The 18,459-nt window shown below is 61.6% G+C and carries 14 protein-coding genes and 1 other RNA gene; 14 read left to right on the top strand and 1 reads right to left on the bottom strand.

Going from position 1 to position 18,459, the window contains the following annotated elements; all coding sequences use genetic code 11:
• Positions 1–4: 4 nt before the first annotated feature.
• Complete coding sequence (locus BM346_RS02855; RefSeq protein ID WP_092008777.1) at positions 5–913, bottom strand: D-hexose-6-phosphate mutarotase; 909 nt, start codon at positions 911–913, stop codon at positions 5–7.
• 128 nt (positions 914–1,041) lie between these two features.
• Between BM346_RS02855 and BM346_RS02850 the strand changes: the two genes are divergently transcribed.
• The 14 genes from BM346_RS02850 (at position 1,042) to hrpA (ending at position 18,452) form a co-directional block, all read left to right on the top strand.
• The gene (locus tag BM346_RS02850; RefSeq protein WP_092008776.1) at positions 1,042–1,743 is read left to right on the top strand and encodes a 2OG-Fe(II) oxygenase; all 702 of its coding nucleotides are present in this window, start codon (positions 1,042–1,044) and stop codon (positions 1,741–1,743) included.
• 124 nt (positions 1,744–1,867) lie between these two features.
• Positions 1,868–1,964: signal recognition particle sRNA small type (gene ffs, locus BM346_RS02845), an RNA gene on the top strand.
• A gap of 149 nt (positions 1,965–2,113) precedes the next feature.
• Positions 2,114–4,240 carry a DNA polymerase III subunit gamma/tau gene (gene dnaX, locus BM346_RS02840; protein ID WP_092008775.1) on the top strand — a complete coding sequence of 709 codons (2,127 nt, stop codon included), beginning with the start codon at positions 2,114–2,116 and terminating at the stop codon, positions 4,238–4,240.
• Between the two features lie 30 nt (positions 4,241–4,270).
• Positions 4,271–4,594, top strand: a complete 324-nt coding sequence (locus BM346_RS02835) for a YbaB/EbfC family nucleoid-associated protein (RefSeq protein ID WP_092008774.1) — start codon at positions 4,271–4,273, stop codon at positions 4,592–4,594.
• Between the two features lie 55 nt (positions 4,595–4,649).
• Positions 4,650–5,252 carry a recombination mediator RecR gene (gene recR / locus BM346_RS02830; RefSeq protein WP_092008773.1) on the top strand — a complete coding sequence of 201 codons (603 nt, stop codon included), beginning with the start codon at positions 4,650–4,652 and terminating at the stop codon, positions 5,250–5,252.
• 8 nt (positions 5,253–5,260) lie between these two features.
• Complete coding sequence (locus BM346_RS02825) at positions 5,261–6,436, top strand: ribonuclease D (protein WP_092008772.1); 1,176 nt, start codon at positions 5,261–5,263, stop codon at positions 6,434–6,436.
• A complete protein-coding gene (locus tag BM346_RS02820) occupies positions 6,429–6,722 on the top strand; it encodes a YcgL domain-containing protein (protein WP_092008771.1) in 294 nt (97 codons plus the stop codon). Before BM346_RS02825 ends, BM346_RS02820 begins: the two co-directional genes overlap by 8 nt.
• Complete coding sequence (locus tag BM346_RS02815; protein WP_092008770.1) at positions 6,719–7,165, top strand: YcgN family cysteine cluster protein; 447 nt, start codon at positions 6,719–6,721, stop codon at positions 7,163–7,165. The genes BM346_RS02820 and BM346_RS02815 overlap by 4 nt, the downstream gene beginning before the upstream one ends.
• 17 nt (positions 7,166–7,182) lie before the next feature.
• Positions 7,183–7,551: a hypothetical protein gene (locus BM346_RS02810; protein WP_174805168.1), complete on the top strand. Its 369-nt coding sequence runs from the start codon at positions 7,183–7,185 to the stop codon at positions 7,549–7,551.
• 27 nt (positions 7,552–7,578) lie between these two features.
• Positions 7,579–9,747, top strand: coding sequence for a VWA domain-containing protein (locus BM346_RS02805; RefSeq protein ID WP_092008769.1), 2,169 nt, complete (start codon positions 7,579–7,581; stop codon positions 9,745–9,747).
• 140 nt (positions 9,748–9,887) lie between these two features.
• Entirely contained in the window at positions 9,888–10,730 is an 843-nt protein-coding gene (locus BM346_RS02800) for an AAA family ATPase (protein ID WP_092008768.1), read from the top strand.
• Between the two features lie 70 nt (positions 10,731–10,800).
• The gene (locus BM346_RS02795; RefSeq protein WP_092008767.1) at positions 10,801–11,979 is read left to right on the top strand and encodes a vWA domain-containing protein; all 1,179 of its coding nucleotides are present in this window, start codon (positions 10,801–10,803) and stop codon (positions 11,977–11,979) included.
• Between the two features lie 744 nt (positions 11,980–12,723).
• On the top strand, positions 12,724–14,406 hold the full coding sequence (locus BM346_RS02790; protein WP_092008766.1) for an AMP-binding protein: 1,683 nt from the start codon (positions 12,724–12,726) through the stop codon (positions 14,404–14,406).
• 107 nt (positions 14,407–14,513) lie between these two features.
• Positions 14,514–18,452: an ATP-dependent RNA helicase HrpA gene (gene hrpA / locus BM346_RS02785; protein WP_174805169.1), complete on the top strand. Its 3,939-nt coding sequence runs from the start codon at positions 14,514–14,516 to the stop codon at positions 18,450–18,452.
• Positions 18,453–18,459: the final 7 nt, after the last annotated feature.

The following is an 18,459-nucleotide window of genomic DNA, read 5'->3' as shown; positions in this document are numbered from 1 at the left end:
GGTTTTACTGACCGCCGTCGGTTCTGGTCAGGGTCAGGCCGAGCGAGCGTGTCTGCCCCGAGTCAAGGGAGCGGTAATCGGTGGCTGCGTTGGCGGTTTCCACACAGAGCATGGTTCGCCATGCGTTGTCGGGAAACGCCGACAGCCGGGCCGCCTTTTCCGGACCCGGGTTCCATACCACGGTGGAGCCACTGCCCCTGGCGGTCAAGTGATAACGGTGAGTCGGGGTCAGGATGTCCAGATCCGGAGCCGCCAGGTAAATGCGGTCGGTTTCGCCAGCAAAGGTCACGTCGCCGCGCTGCATGATTTTCCGCCAGTCATCGAGGGTGTCCAGGTAGTCGCAATGCTCCAGGCCGAGGATACGGCTGCGTTGGATCTCCGTGGTCGGCAGGTAGGTGTGCAGGGCCTGGCTGATGGCCAGCGGATCGGCTCCGGTATTCCTGGTCGCCAGATCGATGGAAAGCGTCGAGCGACTGAACCGGAAGCCAATGGTTGCTTCCGCCTGACCCCGCCAGGGCAGGGTTGCGGGCTCCGGCGAGGTGTCCAGTTTCAGGTTAAGGGTTACGGTGCGGTCCGTTTCTTCGATGGCCTGCAGAGCCCAGGGACTGGTGCGGGCAAAACCGTGGGGCAGGTCTGTGGCCACCCGGTCCCGCACCGGGGATTCGTTACGAACAGGATCGCCGAACCAGGGCCAGCACACCGGAATGCCTCCGCGAATGGCCCGGCCTTTCTCGAGGCGCACCTCGTCACTCATCCACAGCCAGTTTTCCTCTCCCGTGGGGCAGAACCGGGTAAGGTGGGCGCCCTGCAGGAACACCGTGGCATGAAAGTCCGGGTGGCGTATGTCGAGGGCGTCCAGCTCTCCCTCGGTGATCAGTGATGTGAAGCGGCTGCCGGCGACGTCCTGTTGCATGTTGCGGTCCTGATATTAATGGCGGTTTGCGGTTGTGGTATCTGCCTATCCTGAAAGTTCAGGTGGATACTTACGTCGCTCCCGAAAACTTCTAGAATGCCTGTTTTTACCGACCGGGAAAACCATCCATGACAATGCCACTGTTGAATGCATCCTTCCCGCGGACCGGTGACCCGGCGGTCGCGCAATGTCAGGCCGGTGAAACGTGGCTCGACACGATCGCCGATGATCTCTGTCAACACGGCTGGCTGACCCTGGATGCCACCCCTCTGCTGGGTCCGGAATTGCTGGCGGAGCTGCATCGTGAGGTGGAGATCCTCGAGAAAACCGCTGCCATGGAGCGCGCCGGCGTGGGGCGCGGTGGTGACTTCACCCGTGACCGGTCGGTGCGCCGCGACCGCATCGCCTGGCTCAATGGTGAAACCGCTTGCCAGGGGGCACTGTTCGACTTTTTCGAACAGGTTCGCGTGGGCCTCAATCGCCGCCTTTTCCTGGGATTGCAGCGCTTCGAGGCTCACTACGCCAGCTATCAGCCAGGGGACTTCTATCGCCGGCATGTGGACAGCTTCCAGGGTCGAGCCTCCCGGGTCGTGAGCCTGGTGATGTATCTCAACGAGGACTGGGGGCCGGCCGACGGCGGTGAACTGCAGGTATTCGGCCGGAACGCCCCGGGTACGGTCTGTGGCAGGGTCTTCCCCGAGCGCGGCCGGATGGCGGTGTTCATGAGCGAGGAAGTACCCCATGAGGTGTTGCCGGCCGCCCGCAGCCGCCACAGCATCGCCTGCTGGTTCCGCCAGGACGTGGTGCCGGTTCCGCTGACCGGTGTCTGACCGGCCCGGGGGAGGGTGGCAGGGTTTTCGGGCCCTTTCATCTCCTGGGGGATTGATACCACCCCCGCCTGCTGCTACTATGCGCGCCGCATTCGGGCAATCCGGATCGCCGTTATGGTGGCCCTGCCGGTGCCCCCGCAACGATAAACCGTGAACCCGGTCAGGCCCGGAAGGGAGCAGCCGCAGCGGTGGATTCGTGTGCCGGGGTGTCGCTGGTGGGGTCACCCCCAGATTTCCCCCCTGATCTCCTGTTTTCTCCACGTCATTTCCCTCCTGGTCATTGGCTTCCTGGTGGTCGGTTTGCTTCTGCACTATGCCTGTCCATGATAAGCTTGGCCCTTTACCGACCGAGCAACGCAGTGACGGCCCTATGAGCTATCAGGTACTCGCCCGTAAGTGGCGGCCAAGAACTTTCGAGGATATGGTCGGCCAGGAGCACGTGCTCCAGGCGCTTGTCCATGCCCTTGAGCACAACCGCCTGCACCATGCCTACCTGTTCACCGGCACTCGCGGGGTGGGCAAGACCACCATCGGCCGACTGCTGGCGAGGTGCCTGAACTGCGAAACCGGAGTTACCGCAAAGCCCTGCGGCGAATGCTCCAGCTGCCGCGAAATCCTGGACGGCCGCTTCGTTGACCTGATCGAGATCGACGCGGCCTCCCGCACCGGCGTCGATGACATGCGGGAACTGACCGATAACGTCCAGTACGCGCCAACCCGTGGCCGCTACAAGGTGTACCTCATCGATGAGGTCCACATGCTCACCAACCAGTCTTTCAACGCCTTCCTCAAAACCCTGGAAGAGCCCCCGGAGCACGTGAAATTCCTGCTGGCCACCACCGACCCACAGAAGTTGCCGGTCACCGTGCTGTCCCGCTGCCTTCAGTTCAACCTGAAACGGATGACCCCCGAGCATATCGTCGGGCACCTGCGTTTCATCCTGGGCGAAGAGTCCATTCCTTTTGAGGATCCGGCCCTCTGGCAGCTCGCCCGGGCCGCCGATGGCAGCATGCGGGACGCTCTCAGTCTGACCGATCAGGCGATTGCCTTCGGCAACCAGAAACTGGCCGCCAGCGATGTCAGCAGTATGCTTGGCACCATCGACCAGCGGGACATCGAAAAGCTGGTGGACGCCCTGGTGGCGAACAATGGTCCGGAGCTGCTGGCGGAAATCGGCCGCATCTCGGACTTCGCTCCGGACTTCAATGCGATCCTTGCGGACCTGCTGTCGCTGTTCCACCGGGTCACCATGGAGCAGGTGGTGCCCGGCAGTGTCGACAACGCCATGGGCGACGCCCACCGGGTCCAGGCCCTGGCCAGGGAACTCAGTGGCGAGGATGCCCAGCTGTTCTACCAGGCCGCTCTGATCGGCCGCAAGGATCTTGATATCACGCCCGACGCCCGCATGGGGTTCGAGATGACGCTCCTGCGCATGCTCGCGTTTCGTCCCGGGGTCGAGCACCGGGAGCCTCCGGCGACGTCAACGGGCGTGCCCGCCCGTGTTGGCCAGAGGGAATCGTCGGACCGTGGCAGCGTTGACTCGGCCAGCGGCGATGCAGGCGAGGAACCCGCTCCCGCCGTATCCGAAAAGGCGGCACCGCAACCCGGGCGGAAAGCGGAAGTCCCGTCCGCCGAAGAGCCGGCACCCTCAGCCCCGCCTGCGGCGGCAATCGTTGATGAGTCGGCTCCGCTTGTGGCGTCGGGGTTTCATCCCGATTACCGTGCCGAGGATGACGGTCTCATGGCCATGGCAGACCAGATGGCCGGGGCGGCTGACGTGGACGATGCACCGCCGTGGGATGAGGCGCCGTCAGTCGTGGAGCCTGAGAAAGTTCGCCAGCCCCGGCAACTTGAAGAGCATCGTCCAATTGAAAAGCCTCAGTCTGTGGGGGAGTCCCAGCCAGTTGATGAGCCCCGGTCGGCCGGAGAGCCCCGGAAATCCGGGCAGCCCGGGCCGGCCCCAGGCCGGGAGTCATCCCCTGCAGTCGAGCCTCCTCCGGTCCAGGAGACCCTGTCTGCCGGAAGAGCTCCTGAGCAGTCCCTGGCGCCGCAATTGCAGTCAGGGGATGGGGCGGTGCCAGTCGTGCCCGAGCCCCTCGCTCTGGAGGAAGGATTTGTCTGGGCCCGGGATTTTCGCAAACTGGGTATTGTTGGCATGGCCGGTAATCTGGCCAGCCAGGCAGCCTGTGAGCGTGACGGCAACCGCTTTGTACTGACCCTCGACGAGGGCCATTACCGGTTGCTGAATGACCGCCACCAGGAGCGCATCCTGGAAGGACTGCGCCGGACCTTCGGAGACGAGGTCCGGATCGAAGTGCGGGTGGGCGAGGCTGGCGACCAGACACCGATTGCCTGGGAGGCCCGGGCCAGGGCGCGGCGCCAGCAGGAAGCCGAGCAGGCCATAGAGCAGGATCCGCTGGTTAGCGCCATCGTTGAACGTTTCGAGGGTCGGGTCGTCAAAGAAAGCATCCGGCCGGTTCAGAACGAAGCCGGCTGATTGATTGAATTGCACCATTGAGGGGAAAGCATGATGAACGGTATGGGCGATATGATGAAAAAGGCCCAGCAGATGCAGGAGCAGATGCAGAAGGCCCAGGAGGAATCCGCAAAGGCCGAGGTCACGGGTGAGTCCGGTGCCGGCCTGATCAAGGTCACCATGAACGGGCGCCATGACGTCCGCAAGGTGGATATCGATGATTCCCTGCTGACCGAGGAGAAGGAGGTTCTCGAGGACCTTCTGGCGGCGGCCATCAATGACGCGGTGCGTCGGGTGGAAGAGGACCAGAAAGAGCGCATGTCGGGTATGATGTCCGGCCTGGGGCTGCCGCCCGGATTCAAGATGCCGTTCTGACTGCCGATGGGTAAGTAATACGTCATTTCCTTGAGCTTGATGTGCAGGAGTATGGATGGCTTTCAGCCCTCTGGTAGATGAACTGGTTGAGTCCCTCAGATGCCTGCCCGGTGTCGGTCAGAAAACCGCCCAGCGTATGGCGTTCCACCTCCTGGAAAAAGGCAGGGCGGGCGGAGAGCGGCTTGCGGGGTCGTTGTCGGCAGCCATGACGGGAGTGCGTCGCTGTGAGCGCTGCCAGAATTTTTCCGATACTCCCGTGTGTCCCATCTGCGAACAGTCCGATCGCCAGACCGGTACGCTGTGCGTGGTGGAGAGCCCCTCGGATCTGCTGGCCATCGAGCAGGCGGGTGACTACCGTGGTGGCTACTTCGTACTGATGGGGCACCTTTCGCCGATTGACGGCATCGGACCGGAAGACATCGGTATTGAGCTGTTGTTGCGGCGGGTGAGCGAGGAGGGCGTAACCGAACTCATCCTGGCCACCAACCCCACCGTTGAAGGCGAGGCCACGGCCCATTACATTGCCGACCGGCTGGATGGTGCCGGCGTGCTGACAACCCGGCTTGCCCACGGGATTCCTGTCGGTGGCGAGCTGGGTTACGTCGACGGCTTTACCCTGACCCACGCCTTCCGGGGCCGCAAACCGCTGGCAGACTGAGACCCTACATGACTCTCGCTACACCCCTGGCGCCACCTTACCCCGTTCCCGCCGAACCAAAATGGCTTGAGAGCGTTGATGCACTGGACGCCTGGCTGGCGGAATATCAGCATGAGCCGCTGGCGCTGGATACCGAGTTTGAACGGGTGTCCACGTTCTATCCGATTCCCGGGCTGGTCCAGCTGGGTGCCGGGGATTCGCTGCGACTGGCAGAACCCTCCGTTGCCGTCGAGTCAGCCCGGTTCCGGGAGACGCTGGCCGATCCCGGGCGGCCCAAACTGCTCTACGCCATGGGAGAGGATCTCGAACTGTTCCGCCACTGGCTGGCTCTGGAGCCGCGGGGGCTGCTGGACCTGCAGCTGGGCGCAGCCCTGGCGGGCGCCGGGTTTTCCGTGGGTTATGCCCGGATCGTGGAACAGATTTTCGGGGAAACCCTGGACAAGTCCGCGACACGTTCAGACTGGCTCGCCAGACCCCTGAGTGACGCCCAGCAACGTTACGCCCTGGACGATGTCCGCTTTCTGGCGCCGCTGTACCAATGGATTGCCGACAGGCTACGGGAGCGTGGCCTGTCCGGTGCCCTGTCTGAGGAGTCGGATCGGTTCGCCATGGATCTTCTGGCCTTTTCGGAGCCCGGGGATGCCTACCTCAAGCTCCGTGGTGGCTGGCACCTGGCCGGATCCAGTCAACAGGTCCTGAAGGCCCTCGTGGCCTGGCGTGAAGAGGAGTGCCGCCGTCGTGACCGGCCCCGTAACCGGGTGCTCGCGGACGCCGCCCTTATCAACATCGCCGACCGGCTGCCGGAAAACACCGGGGCCCTGGCAGCCGTCGAGGGGGTTCCCCCGGTGGTGGTCCGTCGTTTCGGAGATACCCTTCTTGCGGTGATACGGGAGGCGCTGGAGTCGGGTGGCGAGCCGGATCCGCTGATCGACCGCCCCCTGACCCGTCCCCAGCAGGAGCTTTACCGCAAGGTGAAAAAGCAAATGGCCGGCGCCGCCGACCAATGGGACGTACCGGTGGAACTGCTGGCGCCGAGGAAGAAACTGGAAGCCTTGCTGAGAGCCGGTGCCCGCGCTCCCGAGGCCCTGGAAGCGTTTGCTTCGGGGTGGCGGGGCAAGGTGCTCGCGCCGGTACTCGATGACATCAGAACCCTGCTTGACGAACGAGCCGACAACAATGAGTGAGAAAACCTTCGTATCCGTATTCCGCAGCAGTCGGCGGCAGGACACCTACCTCTACACCCGGAGGGGCCAGCAATGGAACGAGTTGCCGGAGTCACTGCGGGAAATTTTCGGCAATCCGGTGCATTCGCTGGACCTGGTGCTGACCCCGGACCGCAAGCTGGCCCGGACCACCGGTCGGGAAGTGCTGGAGGCGATCGCCGAGAAGGATTACTATCTCCAGCTTCCTGAAAAAGCCGATAGTTACCTCGTTGCCTTCAAGGAAAAACTCAAGGATTTCGGCGCGTGAGCGCACAGATCCCCTTCTGGCAGCGCAAGCGCCTGGACGAAATGTCCGCCAGTGAATGGGAGTCGCTTTGCGACGGCTGCGGGAAGTGCTGCCTGACCAAGCTGGAAGACGCGGACACCGGTGAGGTCTACTACACCGACCTGGCCTGCAGCCAGATGAACACCCAGACCTGCCGCTGCACCAGCTACCGGAACCGGCAGCAGGTGGTCCCGGAGTGCGTGGTGCTGACGCCGGAAAACATCGATGAGTTCCACTGGCTGCCGCAGACCTGTGCCTATCGGACCCTGGCGGAGGGACGCCCCCTGCCGCACTGGCATCCGCTGCTGTCGGGTTCGCCGGATTCCGTTCATGAAGCCGGTGTCTCCATGGGTCACCGGGTCATTCCGGCCGATCAGGTTCCGGAAGATGACTGGGAAGAACATATTATTCATTGGGTACTGTGAGGGAAGCATCGACTCCTATGGTTGAATCAATGGTAATTGCCGGCCTCGACGCCGAAACGCAAACCGCCTACGCCCTGTTCTGGGGCATTTATGTGGTGGGTTTCGTTCTGTTCTACTGGGCCATGTCGAGGCTGATCCGGTGGATCCCTCTTTATGGACTGCGGACCCTGGTCAAGGCTCTTCTGATTGTTGTTATTGCCACGCCGGTCCAGTCGACTGTGGTGGATGGCTGGTGGGTTCCCGCCTGGCTCTTCGGCGGCTACGAAACCCTCATGGGAGATCCCTCCGAGGCTGCCCGGGCTTACTTCAACATGGGGGTCGCCGCCCTGATCATGGCGCTGGTCTGGATTCTGGATCTGGTGCGGTATCGCTTCACCCGCCGGTAAAGGCGGACCTTTCGCGAGGATCTTTTCATGCTGTCGAAGAAACTGACCCTGGCGCTATACCTGTTTCTGGCGTTTGTATTTTCGCCGTTATCCGCTCAGGAGGGTGCCCGGGAGGGCCACTACCAGCCGGCACGGGACGTGCGGTTGGTAGTGGATATTTCCGGCAGCATGAAGCTTAACGATCCCGACAATCTGCGTCGACCCGCGGTCAGGCTGATTGCCCGGCTGCTACCTGAAAACACCCACGTCGGCCTGTGGACGTTCGGTCGTCTCGTGAACATGCTGGTCCCCCACGATACCCTGTCACCGGAACTCCGCGACACCCTGGTGGAACGCTCGGACGATATCAACTCCATAGCCCAGCGGACCAACCTCGGCGCCGCCATCGAGACCGCCAGCGATTCCTGGCTTGCCCCGGAGAGGGACCTGTCCGGCACTCATATGATTCTGCTGACCGATGGCAAGGTGGACATTTCCCCCAGTGCCTCCGCCAACGACCAGGAGCGGAATCGCATCCTCAATGAACTGGTTCCCAGGCTCGCCGATGCCGGGCTGACCATCCACACCATCGCGCTCTCTTCCGAGGCTGACCTGGACTTGCTGGGCGCCATCGCAGATGTGACCGGCGGCGTTGCCAGGGTGGCGGATTCCGCGGATGAACTGAGCCGGATCTTTGCCGATACCCTGGGCCAGGCGGTTCCCGCCAACGAGGTACCGCTGGAGAACAACCGTTTCCAGGTGGACGGCGGAGTCGAGGAATTCACTGCCCTGATCTTCAGTGAGACCGGGCCGGAGAGGCGCCAGCTTGAACTGATCGATCCCTCCGGCGGGCGCCACGGCGCCGCCCAGCTGCCGGAAAACATCCGTTGGGCCCGTGAGCCCGGTTATGACCTGATCACCGTCTCCGGGCCCATGCCGGGGGAGTGGCAGGTGGAAGGTACCCTGGGGGAGGGCAGCCGCGTGACGGTCGTCAGCAATCTGCGCTTGCAGGTGGCACCGATACCGGCACGGTTCGACATGGGGCAGGACGTCGAGGTTGAGGCCTGGTTCACCGAGGAGGGTCAGCGTATTACCGACCCGGACTTTCTCGGCGTTATTACAGTCAGCCTGAGCATGACCACGGAGGATGGTCGCCGGGGCACCCGTGTCCTGAGCGGCGAGCGTCCTCCCGAGTCGGGCATCTATCGCGATACCATTGCCCGCTTGCCGGAACCGGGTCAGTACCTGTTGGAGCTGGAGGCTGACGGAGAGACCTTTTCCCGGAAGTACCGACAGACCCTGACGCTGGCGGCGCCCGAGGGCGATCAGGTGCCCGCGCCGCCGGCGGAAGCCCCACTTTCCCCAGCGGGGGAGGAACCGGCACCGTCAGTGACTCCGGAGGAGGAGCCGGTCGCGCCGGAGTCAGGGTCCGGCCCGGTCGACCTGAGCCTGGTGGAAGAGCCGGCGAGCGAGCCCGAAGCCGTGTCCACTCCCGACACCGTGGCCTCACCCGAGGCCGGGAAAGAGTCCACGCCTGACACGTCGCCGTCATTGTCAGACCGTCTTGCCGCCTGGTGGCCCTGGTTGGCGGGGGGCGCAACGGCGCTGATCGCAGTCCTGGCACTCATGCTCTGGTGGAGGCGCAGGCGCAGGTCAACAGAGCCCGCCGACGAGGAAAACGCAACGGCTCGGGCCGCTGCCGGTGCGGAACCAGAGCCAGAACCGGAGCCGGAACCAGAACCGGAGCCGGAACCTCCGGTTGCCATGGAGGAGGAACTGAGCGAAACCGATGGACTCGCGGAGAGTCCCGAACCCAGGGCCGATGATGCCGCTGATCCTCTGGCAGCCAGCCAGTTACCGGAACAGGAGGATGAGTCGACGTCAGAGATGGAACCGCCGGCGGAAGCGACCGGGACCCCTGCAGAGCAAACCGCTGAGGTCGATGAATCGGATGTCCCGCAGCTGGACGAGACCTCCGATGTTCTTGAGGAGCCTTTGAAGGGCGCAGGCGGGGATGAGCCTGAAGCTAGCCGCGACGAAGACCCGGGCCTGGAGGACTTCGACGACAGCCTTCTGGACGAAAATCAGGACGATGACGACGAGTTCGGTCTCGAAGATTTCGATCTCTCCGACATCGATGACCTGCCCGACCTGGAAGCCGACGATGAGGAGGATACGGGTCAGAAGGACAGGCGCATCGACAGCGACAGGAAGTGATAACCTTTGCATGCTTATCAAACAGGGGTAAAAAATCTATACTCGTCGATCATCACCGAATAGCACCGGGCACCTGACGACAGGGCGTTATCGCGAGGCCCCGATGTGTAGCTCCCACTTTTAACTGATAGGAACAGATCATGAAGTTTACCGGTACCGAAAAATACGTAGCCACTGAAGACTTGCAGATGGCGGTGAACGCGGCGGTTGCCTTGCAGCGCCCGCTGCTGATCAAGGGTGAGCCGGGTACCGGTAAAACCCTCCTGGCCGAGGAGATGGCTGCCGGTCTTGGCCTCAGGCTGATTCCATGGCACATCAAGTCCACCACCAAAGCCCAGCAGGGCCTGTACGAGTACGATGCGGTTTCCCGCCTGCGGGACTCCCAGCTGGGGGACGAGAAGGTCAAGGATATCCGTAACTACATCGTCAAGGGCAAGCTCTGGGAAGCCTTCGAAACGGATGAACCGGTGGTGCTGCTCATCGACGAGATCGACAAGGCCGACATCGAATTCCCCAACGACCTGCTGCTTGAACTGGACCGAATGGAGTTTTACGTTTACGAGACTCAGGAGTTCGTCAAGGCTAAGCATCGTCCGATCGTGGTGATTACCAGTAACAACGAGAAGGAATTACCGGACGCCTTCCTGCGCCGCTGCTTCTTCCACTACATCTCGTTCCCGGAGCACGACACCATGCAGACCATCGTGGATGTCCACTTTCCCAACATCCAGCAGGAAGTTGTCCGTGATGCCCTGGAGGTGTTCTTCGATGTCCGCAAGGTTCCGGGCCTGAAGAAGAAGCCCTCCACATCCGAGCTGATTGACTGGCTGAAGCTGCTCATGGCGGACGACCTGTCCCGCAAGATGCTCCAGGAGAAGGATACCAGCAGCGCGCTGCCTCCCCTGTACGGCGCTCTTGTCAAGAACGAGCAGGACGTGCACCTGCTCCAGAAGCTCGCCTTCATGGCACGTCGCAGGAAGTGATGCAGGGCGTCCGGGGCAGGGGGCTGTCCCGGCGGACCATTGATTCAACGGCCTCTTTTGGGAGGACGCCATGCTGATAGATTTTTTCATGGAAGTTCGCGCGGCGAAGGTACCCGCCAGTCTGCGCGAATACCTGGACCTGCTGGAGGCGCTGCAAAAGCGCATCGCTTTCGCCGATATGGAGGAGTTCTATTACCTGGCGCGGTTATGCCTGGTGAAGGACGAGCGCCATTTCGACAAGTTCGACCGCGCCTTCGAGGCCTATTTCAAGGGTATCGAGAACCTGGATGAGCTAATGGAAGCGCTGATCCCGGATGACTGGTTGCGGGCCGAGTTCGAGAAGCAGCTCACCGAGGAGGAGAAGGCCCAGATCGAATCCCTGGGGGGCCTCGAAGAGCTTATCGACACCTTCAAAAAACGGATGGAAGAGCAGAAGGAGCGGCACCAGGGCGGTAACAAGTGGATCGGCACCGGCGGTACCTCTCCGTTTGGCGCCAATGGTTACAACCCGGAGGGCTTTCGCATCGGTCAGAACGAGGGTCGCCACGGCCGGGCGGTGAAGGTCTGGGAAAAGCGCCAGTTCCGCGATCTCGACGACAGCATCACCCTGGGTATCCGTAACATCAAGGTGGCCCTGCGCCGGTTGCGCAAGTTTGCCCGCCAGGGGGCCGCGGACCAGCTTGACCTTGACGACACCATTCGGTCCACCGCCCGCAACGCTGGTTATCTCGACCTGAAAATGGTTCCTGAGCGCCACAATGCGGTGAAGGTACTCCTGTTTTTCGATGTGGGCGGTTCCATGGATCCCCACGTGCGGGTCTGCGAGGAGCTGTTCTCAGCCGCCAGGATGGAGTTCAAGCACATGGAGTATTTCTACTTCCATAACTTCATCTACGAAGCGGTCTGGACCAAGAATGTGCGTCGTCTGAACGAGACCACACCGGTCTGGGACATCCTTCACAAGTACAGTTCCGACTACAAGGTGATTTTCATCGGGGACGCCACCATGGCCCCTTACGAGATCACGCATCCCGGAGGCTCCATCGAGCACTGGAACGAGGAAGCGGGAGCAACCTGGTTCCAGCGGGTGAATGAACATTTCCGCAAGGTCGTGTGGCTCAACCCCTTGCCGGAAAGTTACTGGGGAAGGGGTGGTTCCCTGGGGATAACCCGCCAGCTGGTGGGAGACCACATGTATCCCCTGACCATTGAGGGGCTGGAATCCGCCATGCGGTATCTCAGCAAGTAAGCCCGCCGTGACCACAGTCACAGACCACTCCTGACGTAATCACCCCAGAGACAGCCCGGGATCATCCCCGGGCTTTTTTGTATCTGCTAAACTATATGAAATTTTCAGTTAATCTGTCCCTGTGCTTCAATCCGCCGTGAGCCTTTCGAGGCTCTTATGTCAGGTCCCGGTTTGCGAGAAGGAACCTCGCGCGGTATACGGGGGCTGGCCCTTTCGGTCGACCCTGGCGGTTTGCCGGCGGATGTCTGTCATCAGTGCTCCCGTTTCGGCATCCAAAAAAAAGCCGATACACGGTTGAGGGTGTATCGGCCAAGCTCGGCATTTAACGCGAGGCACCTCCAGTAAGCACCTGCGTCACCATACTGTCAGCAAAGACTTTGCCGATAACGGGAATCGCCCTTTAAATCAGTGTCTTTTGATCTTCTTCCCGGCTCCCCGTCCGGTCCCGCCCAACGAACTGTAAAAATAGCCGACAGCTTTACGCGAAAACCGTCACAATCGGGTCAGGCTTTTCTCCCAGGCAATGTCTGGAACTACCTGAAAACAATCAAAACTGGTATTCTCGCACTTCTTCCAAGGCTGATACTTTGGTCTGCTTGTTTTTTCGCCGGCGTTCGTTCCGGTGGGGCTCAGGCTGGATGGTATCCCGACATGCTGCAGCGGTCCTGGGTGCTGGCGCTACACAGAGGCGGCAACCGCCACAGGGCTGTTAACTATAATCATAATGTTACAGGAGAAGGTGCGATGGACCTTGAACAGTTTTACCAGGACAAGTACCCACCCGGCGTGCCCCGCAATGTTGATCTCAACCAGTACAAGAGCATGGTTGATGTGTTTGACAAGTCGGTCAAGAAATTCGCGGACAAGCCGGCCTTTTCAGCGGTCGGTGTGACCCTGACCTACAAGCAGCTTGACGAACTTGCCCGTGACTTTGCGGCCTGGCTGCAGAACAAGACCAACCTCAAGCCCGGCGATCGCATTGCGGTCCAGATGCCGAACCTCACCCAGTACCCCGTGGTGGTCTATGGCGCCATGCGGGCGGGCCTCGTGGTGGTTAACACCAACCCCCTGTACACCACCCGCGAGATGGAGCACCAGTTCAACGATTCCGGTGCCAAGGCCCTGGTGATTCTTGCCAATATGGCTGCCAACGCGGAGAAAGTGCTTCCCCATACCGGCATCGAACATGTGATCGTGACCGAGCTGGCGGATATGCACTCTCCGCTCAAGCGCACCCTGATGAACGCCGCCGTGAAGCACCTGAAAAAGATGGTGCCTGCCTACAATCTGCCTCAGGCCCACAAGCTGCCGGCAGTTCTGGCCGCCGGTGCCAAGGAAAAGCTCAATCCGGCCCAGCCCACCCAGGATGACCTGGCAGTATTGCAGTACACGGGTGGCACCACCGGCGTCGCCAAGGGCGCCATGCTGACTCATGGCAACCTTGTGGCCAACCTGCTGCAGACCCGGCCGCTGCTGGAAGACAAGGTCGTGGAAGGGGAGGAGGTGATGATCGCGCCGCTGCCCCTGTACCACATCTATTCCTTTACCCTGAATTGCGGGATCATGCTGGAGGCCGGCGGCCACAACATCCTGATTCCGAATCCGCGGGATATTCCGGCCTTCGTGAAGGAACTGAAGAACCACAAGTTCACGTCCTTCGTGGGACTCAATACCCTGTTCAACGGCCTGATGGCCAACGAGGATTTCCGCAAGCTGGATTTCAGCCACCTGAAAATGACCTCCTCGGGCGGCATGGCACTGACCAGTGCTACCGCCAAGCGCTGGCAGGAAATCACCGGTGTCGAGATCAGTGAAGGTTACGGCCTGACGGAAACCTCACCAGTGGTGACGTTCAATCCGCCCAGTGCCATCCAGCTGGGTACCATCGGCCTGCCCATCTGCAACACCATCTGTAAGACGATCGATGAGGATGGCAAGGACCTGCCTCTTGGCGAAGCCGGCGAGCTGTGCGTAAAGGGTCCCCAGGTCATGCGCGGGTACTGGCAGCGGCCCGAGGAAACCCAGAAGTCCTTTACTGAGGACGGCTATCTGAAAACCGGCGATGTGGCGCTGATTCAGGAAGATGGCTACATCCGCATTGTGGACCGCAAGAAGGACATGATCATTGTGTCCGGCTTCAACGTGTATCCCAATGAAGTGGAAGACGTGGTAAGCAGCCATCCGAAGGTTCTTGAATGTGCCGCAGTGGGTATTCCGGATGAGAAGAGCGGCGAAGCGGTCAAGGTGTTCCTGGTACCTTCCGATCCCAGCCTGAAGGATGACGAACTGAAGGAGTTCTGTCGCGAGCGGCTGACCGCCTATAAGGTGCCCAAGACCTTTGAGGTCCGGGAGGAGCTGCCCAAGACCAACGTGGGCAAGATCCTGCGCCGCGAGCTCCGCGATGAAGAGCTGAAAAAGCACCAGTAAACCGCCTCGCGGTGGTTTCTGAAAGCCCTGCTCCGGCAGGGCTTTTTTCGTTTCACGGCCCCGCATCCGGTACAATGGCGGCGCAAAATTCAGCAACTGGGTAATTCATGAGCACAAGCCCTTCCGGCCCCGATTCCACCAGCCCTGCCATCCCCGCGGACCCGGACGCCATCCGTCAGCGTCTTGGTGACTGCAATCAGCGCGAAGCCGCCCGCATTCTGCGCCTGCTGGCAAAAACCCGGAACAGGCCCACGGCGGCCGATCTTGCCCGGATCAGCCGCTGGCTGAACGATGGTGAGCAGAAAGTCGAAGCGAGGCGGGCTTCCCACCGGCCTGCAAGTTTTCCGGCGGGGTTGCCTGTTGCCGAGCGCGTGGACGATATCCGGGAGGCCCTGGAAAAGCATCAGGTCATCATTGTAGCGGGGGAGACCGGATCCGGGAAAACCACCCAGCTGCCCAAGATCTGCATGAACGCCGGGCGCGGGACCCGCGGCCTGATCGGCCATACCCAGCCCCGACGGATCGCCGCCCGCAGCGTCTCGACCCGGATCGCTGAGGAGCTGGGGCCGGAGCAGGGCAACCAGGTGGGCTACCAGATCCGGTTCACGGACACCACTTCCGAACAGACCCGGCTGAAAGTCATGACGGACGGCATCCTGCTGGCGGAAGTCCAGCATGACCGGTTCCTGGATGCCTACGACACTCTCATTATCGATGAAGCCCACGAGCGCAGCCTCAACATCGATTTTCTTCTGGGTTACCTGAAACAGCTGCTTCCCCGTCGCCCGGACCTGAAGGTCATCATTACATCGGCCACCATTGAAGTGGAGCGCTTCAGCGAATACTTCGACAGGGCGCCGGTGATCGAGGTCTCGGGCCGTACCTTTCCGGTGGAAATGCGTTATCGCCCCCTGGCCGGCGACGCCGAGGAACGGGACCTGGGGTGGGGCGAGGCCGTCGTGGCGGCGGTGGAGGAAATCGAGGACCATGAGCGTAGTGAAAAGAAACCCCCTGGTGACGTTCTGGTCTTCCTGCCGGGGGAAGGGGAAATCCGTTCACTGAGCAAGCAGCTGCGCCACGCTGATCTCAGGCATACCGAGGTGCTGCCACTGTATTCCAGGCTGAGCGCCAAGGAACAGAACCGGGTGTTCCAGGCCCATCGGGGCCGACGCATCGTGCTGGCCACCAACGTCGCGGAAACCTCATTGACAGTGCCGGGGATCCGTTACGTGATCGACACGGGGCAGGCCCGGATCAGCCGTTACTCGGTGCGCTCGAAAATCCAGCGCCTGCCCGTTGAGGCGATTTCCCAGGCCAGCGCCAACCAGAGGGCCGGCCGATGCGGCCGGGTAGCTCCGGGTATCTGCTTCCGGTTATACGACGAGGCGGACTTCCTCAGTCGGGACGAGTATACCGACCCCGAAATACTGCGCACCAATCTTGCCTCCGTCATCCTTCAGATGGTGACGCTGGGCCTGGGCGACATCCGCCACTTTCCCTTCCTGGAGGCGCCGGATAACCGCCAGATCAACGACGGTTACAAACTGCTGGAAGAACTGGGGGCGGTGAGTGACCGGCGCAAGGTTACCGGCCTTGGCCGAACCATGGCCCGCCTGCCGCTGGATCCCCGGCTGGCCCGCATGCTGGTCACCGCCAGCGAGTCGGGCAGTCTCTCGGAATTGCTGGTGGTGATTGCCGGTCTCAGCGTTCAGGACCCCCGGGAAAGGCCCCAGGACAAGCAGCAGGCCGCGGATCAGGCCCATAGCCAGTGGAACGACAAGGAGTCTGATTTTGTCACGCTGCTGAACCTTTGGAACCATTTCGAGGAGCAGCGCCAGGAACTGTCTTCCAATCAGCTTGGCAAGTACTGCAAGAAGCAGTTCCTGTCCTGGATGCGCATGCGGGAATGGCGGGATGTTCACCGCCAGCTGACCCTGCTGAGCCGGGAACAGAAGTTCGTCATCAACGCTCAGCCAGCCAGCTATGAGGACATTCATAAAGCCATTCTGGCCGGCCTGCTGGGGCAGGTGGCCACCAGGCAGGAAAAGAAGGAATACCTGGCCACCCGCAACCGGAAGGTGCTGATCTTTCCGGGGTCGAAGGTGGCCAAGACGGCTCCCAAGTGGATCCTGGCCGCCGAAATTGTGGAAACCAGCCGGGTCTTCGCCCGGATGGTGGCGAAGATTGAGCCGGACTGGGTCGAGCCCCTGGCTGGTCATGTGGTCAAGCGCCACTATTCAGAACCGCACTGGGAACAGAAACGTGCCCAGGTGATGGCGTACGAGCGGATCAGCCTGTACGGCCTGGACGTAGTCAGCGGACGTCGGGTGCCTTACGCCAGTGTGGATCCGGAGGAGTGTCGGCGGTTGTTCATCCGCCGGGCCCTGGTGGAAGGCGATTACCGCACCAGGGCGCCGTTTATCGCGCGTAACCGCGAGCTTCTGGAGACCGTGGAGAGCCTGGAGAACAAGACCCGGCGCCGCGACCTGCTGGTGGACGACGAGCAGCTGGTGGCGTTCTACGACGAGCGTCTGCCTGCGGAGATTGTCAGTGGCCGTCATTTTGAGAGCTGGTGGAAGTCGCTGTCGGCCACCGAGCTGAAGGCCATGGAACTCACGGAAAAGGACATTCTTCAGCGGGACCTGGACTACCAGGAGCTCGAACGTTATCCGGACGAACTGGAATGGCAGGGCGCCAGCTACCCGCTGAGCTACAACTTCGAGCCCACGGGGGAGGACGACGGGGTGACCATCCAGGTGCCCCTGATGGCCCTGAAACAGCTTCCGGGTCACCGTCTGGAGTGGGTGGTGCCGGGCCTGGTTCGTGAGAAATGCATCGCCCTGGTAAAAGGCCTGCCAAAGGCGGTGCGTCGTAATTTTGTACCCGTGCCCGATTTCGTCGATGCGGCCCTCGAGAACATGACTCCCTCCAATGAGCCCCTGACCGCGGCTCTTGCCGACCAGCTGAGGCGAATGACCGGCGTCCGGATTGCGCCGGAGGAATGGCCCACGGATTCCCTGCCCAGGCACCTGCGAATGAATCTGAAGGTGGTGGGCGAGGGTGGCAGGGTCATGGCCCAGGGCAGGGATCCTGACGAACTCCAGAAGAAGCTGGAACGACAGGCGGAAGAGGCCCTGGCCCGGGTCGATGCCGAAGAGGGCAAAAGCGTTGCGGAACAGGGCCGGGACTGGCGGTTCGGGGCGTTGCCAGCGACGCTGCACACGGATCGTGGTGGCATGCAGGTAACGGTGTACCCGGCGCTGGAAGATCTTGGTGATAAGGTCCGGGAAACTCGTTTCCTGGACCCGTTGACGTCGGCGGAGGCCCATCGCAGGGCCGTCGCCCGGCTGATCCTTAATCGCCTGGGCAACACTCTGGAGCGGATCGACGGTCGTCTTCGTCATTTCAGGCAGTCGGCACTGATGTTCGCACCGGTTGGCCAGGCAAAGGTGTTGCTGGATGACTTCCTGATTGCCTCCGCCGCCAATCATTTTCTTGGCGGTCCCTCCCAACCCGCCGAGAAACTGCCTCGCAGCCAGGCCGATTTTGATCGTGCCTGCGAGCAGGCTCGTGGTGATTTCCTGCCAGCGCTGGAGCAGGCTGACGAACAGCTTTACGAAGTGATGCAGGGCTACCACCGGGTGATGAAGCAGCTCAAGGGCAAGATCAGCCTCGCCGTCGCCAACAGCATGGCGGACCTCAAGTTCCAGATGGAACATCTGGTTTATCCGGGTTTTCTTGCCGCCACGCCGCCGGACTGGCTGGCCTGCTTTCCGCGCTATTTCGAAGCGGCGGATATCCGGCTGGACAAGATGCCCCGTGAAATGGGACGGGAGCGGGAGTTTCTGCACACCATGGAGCCGCTCTGGAGTCGCTACCAGCAGAAGCAGGAGCAGCATCGCCGGCAGGGAGTGCTGGACCCGGAGCTGACCATGTACCGCTGGATGCTCGAGGAGTTCAGGGTCTCCTTCTTCGCCCAGCAGCTCGGCACTGCCATGCCGGTCTCCGTCAAACGCCTCGATCGCCAGTGGGAGCTGGTCCATTGAGGGATTC

Source organism: Marinobacter daqiaonensis, assembly GCF_900115285.1.
In the GTDB taxonomy this organism is placed as follows: Bacteria; Pseudomonadota; Gammaproteobacteria; order Pseudomonadales; family Oleiphilaceae; genus Marinobacter; species Marinobacter daqiaonensis.
This window is presented reverse-complemented; position numbering and strand designations above follow the sequence as displayed.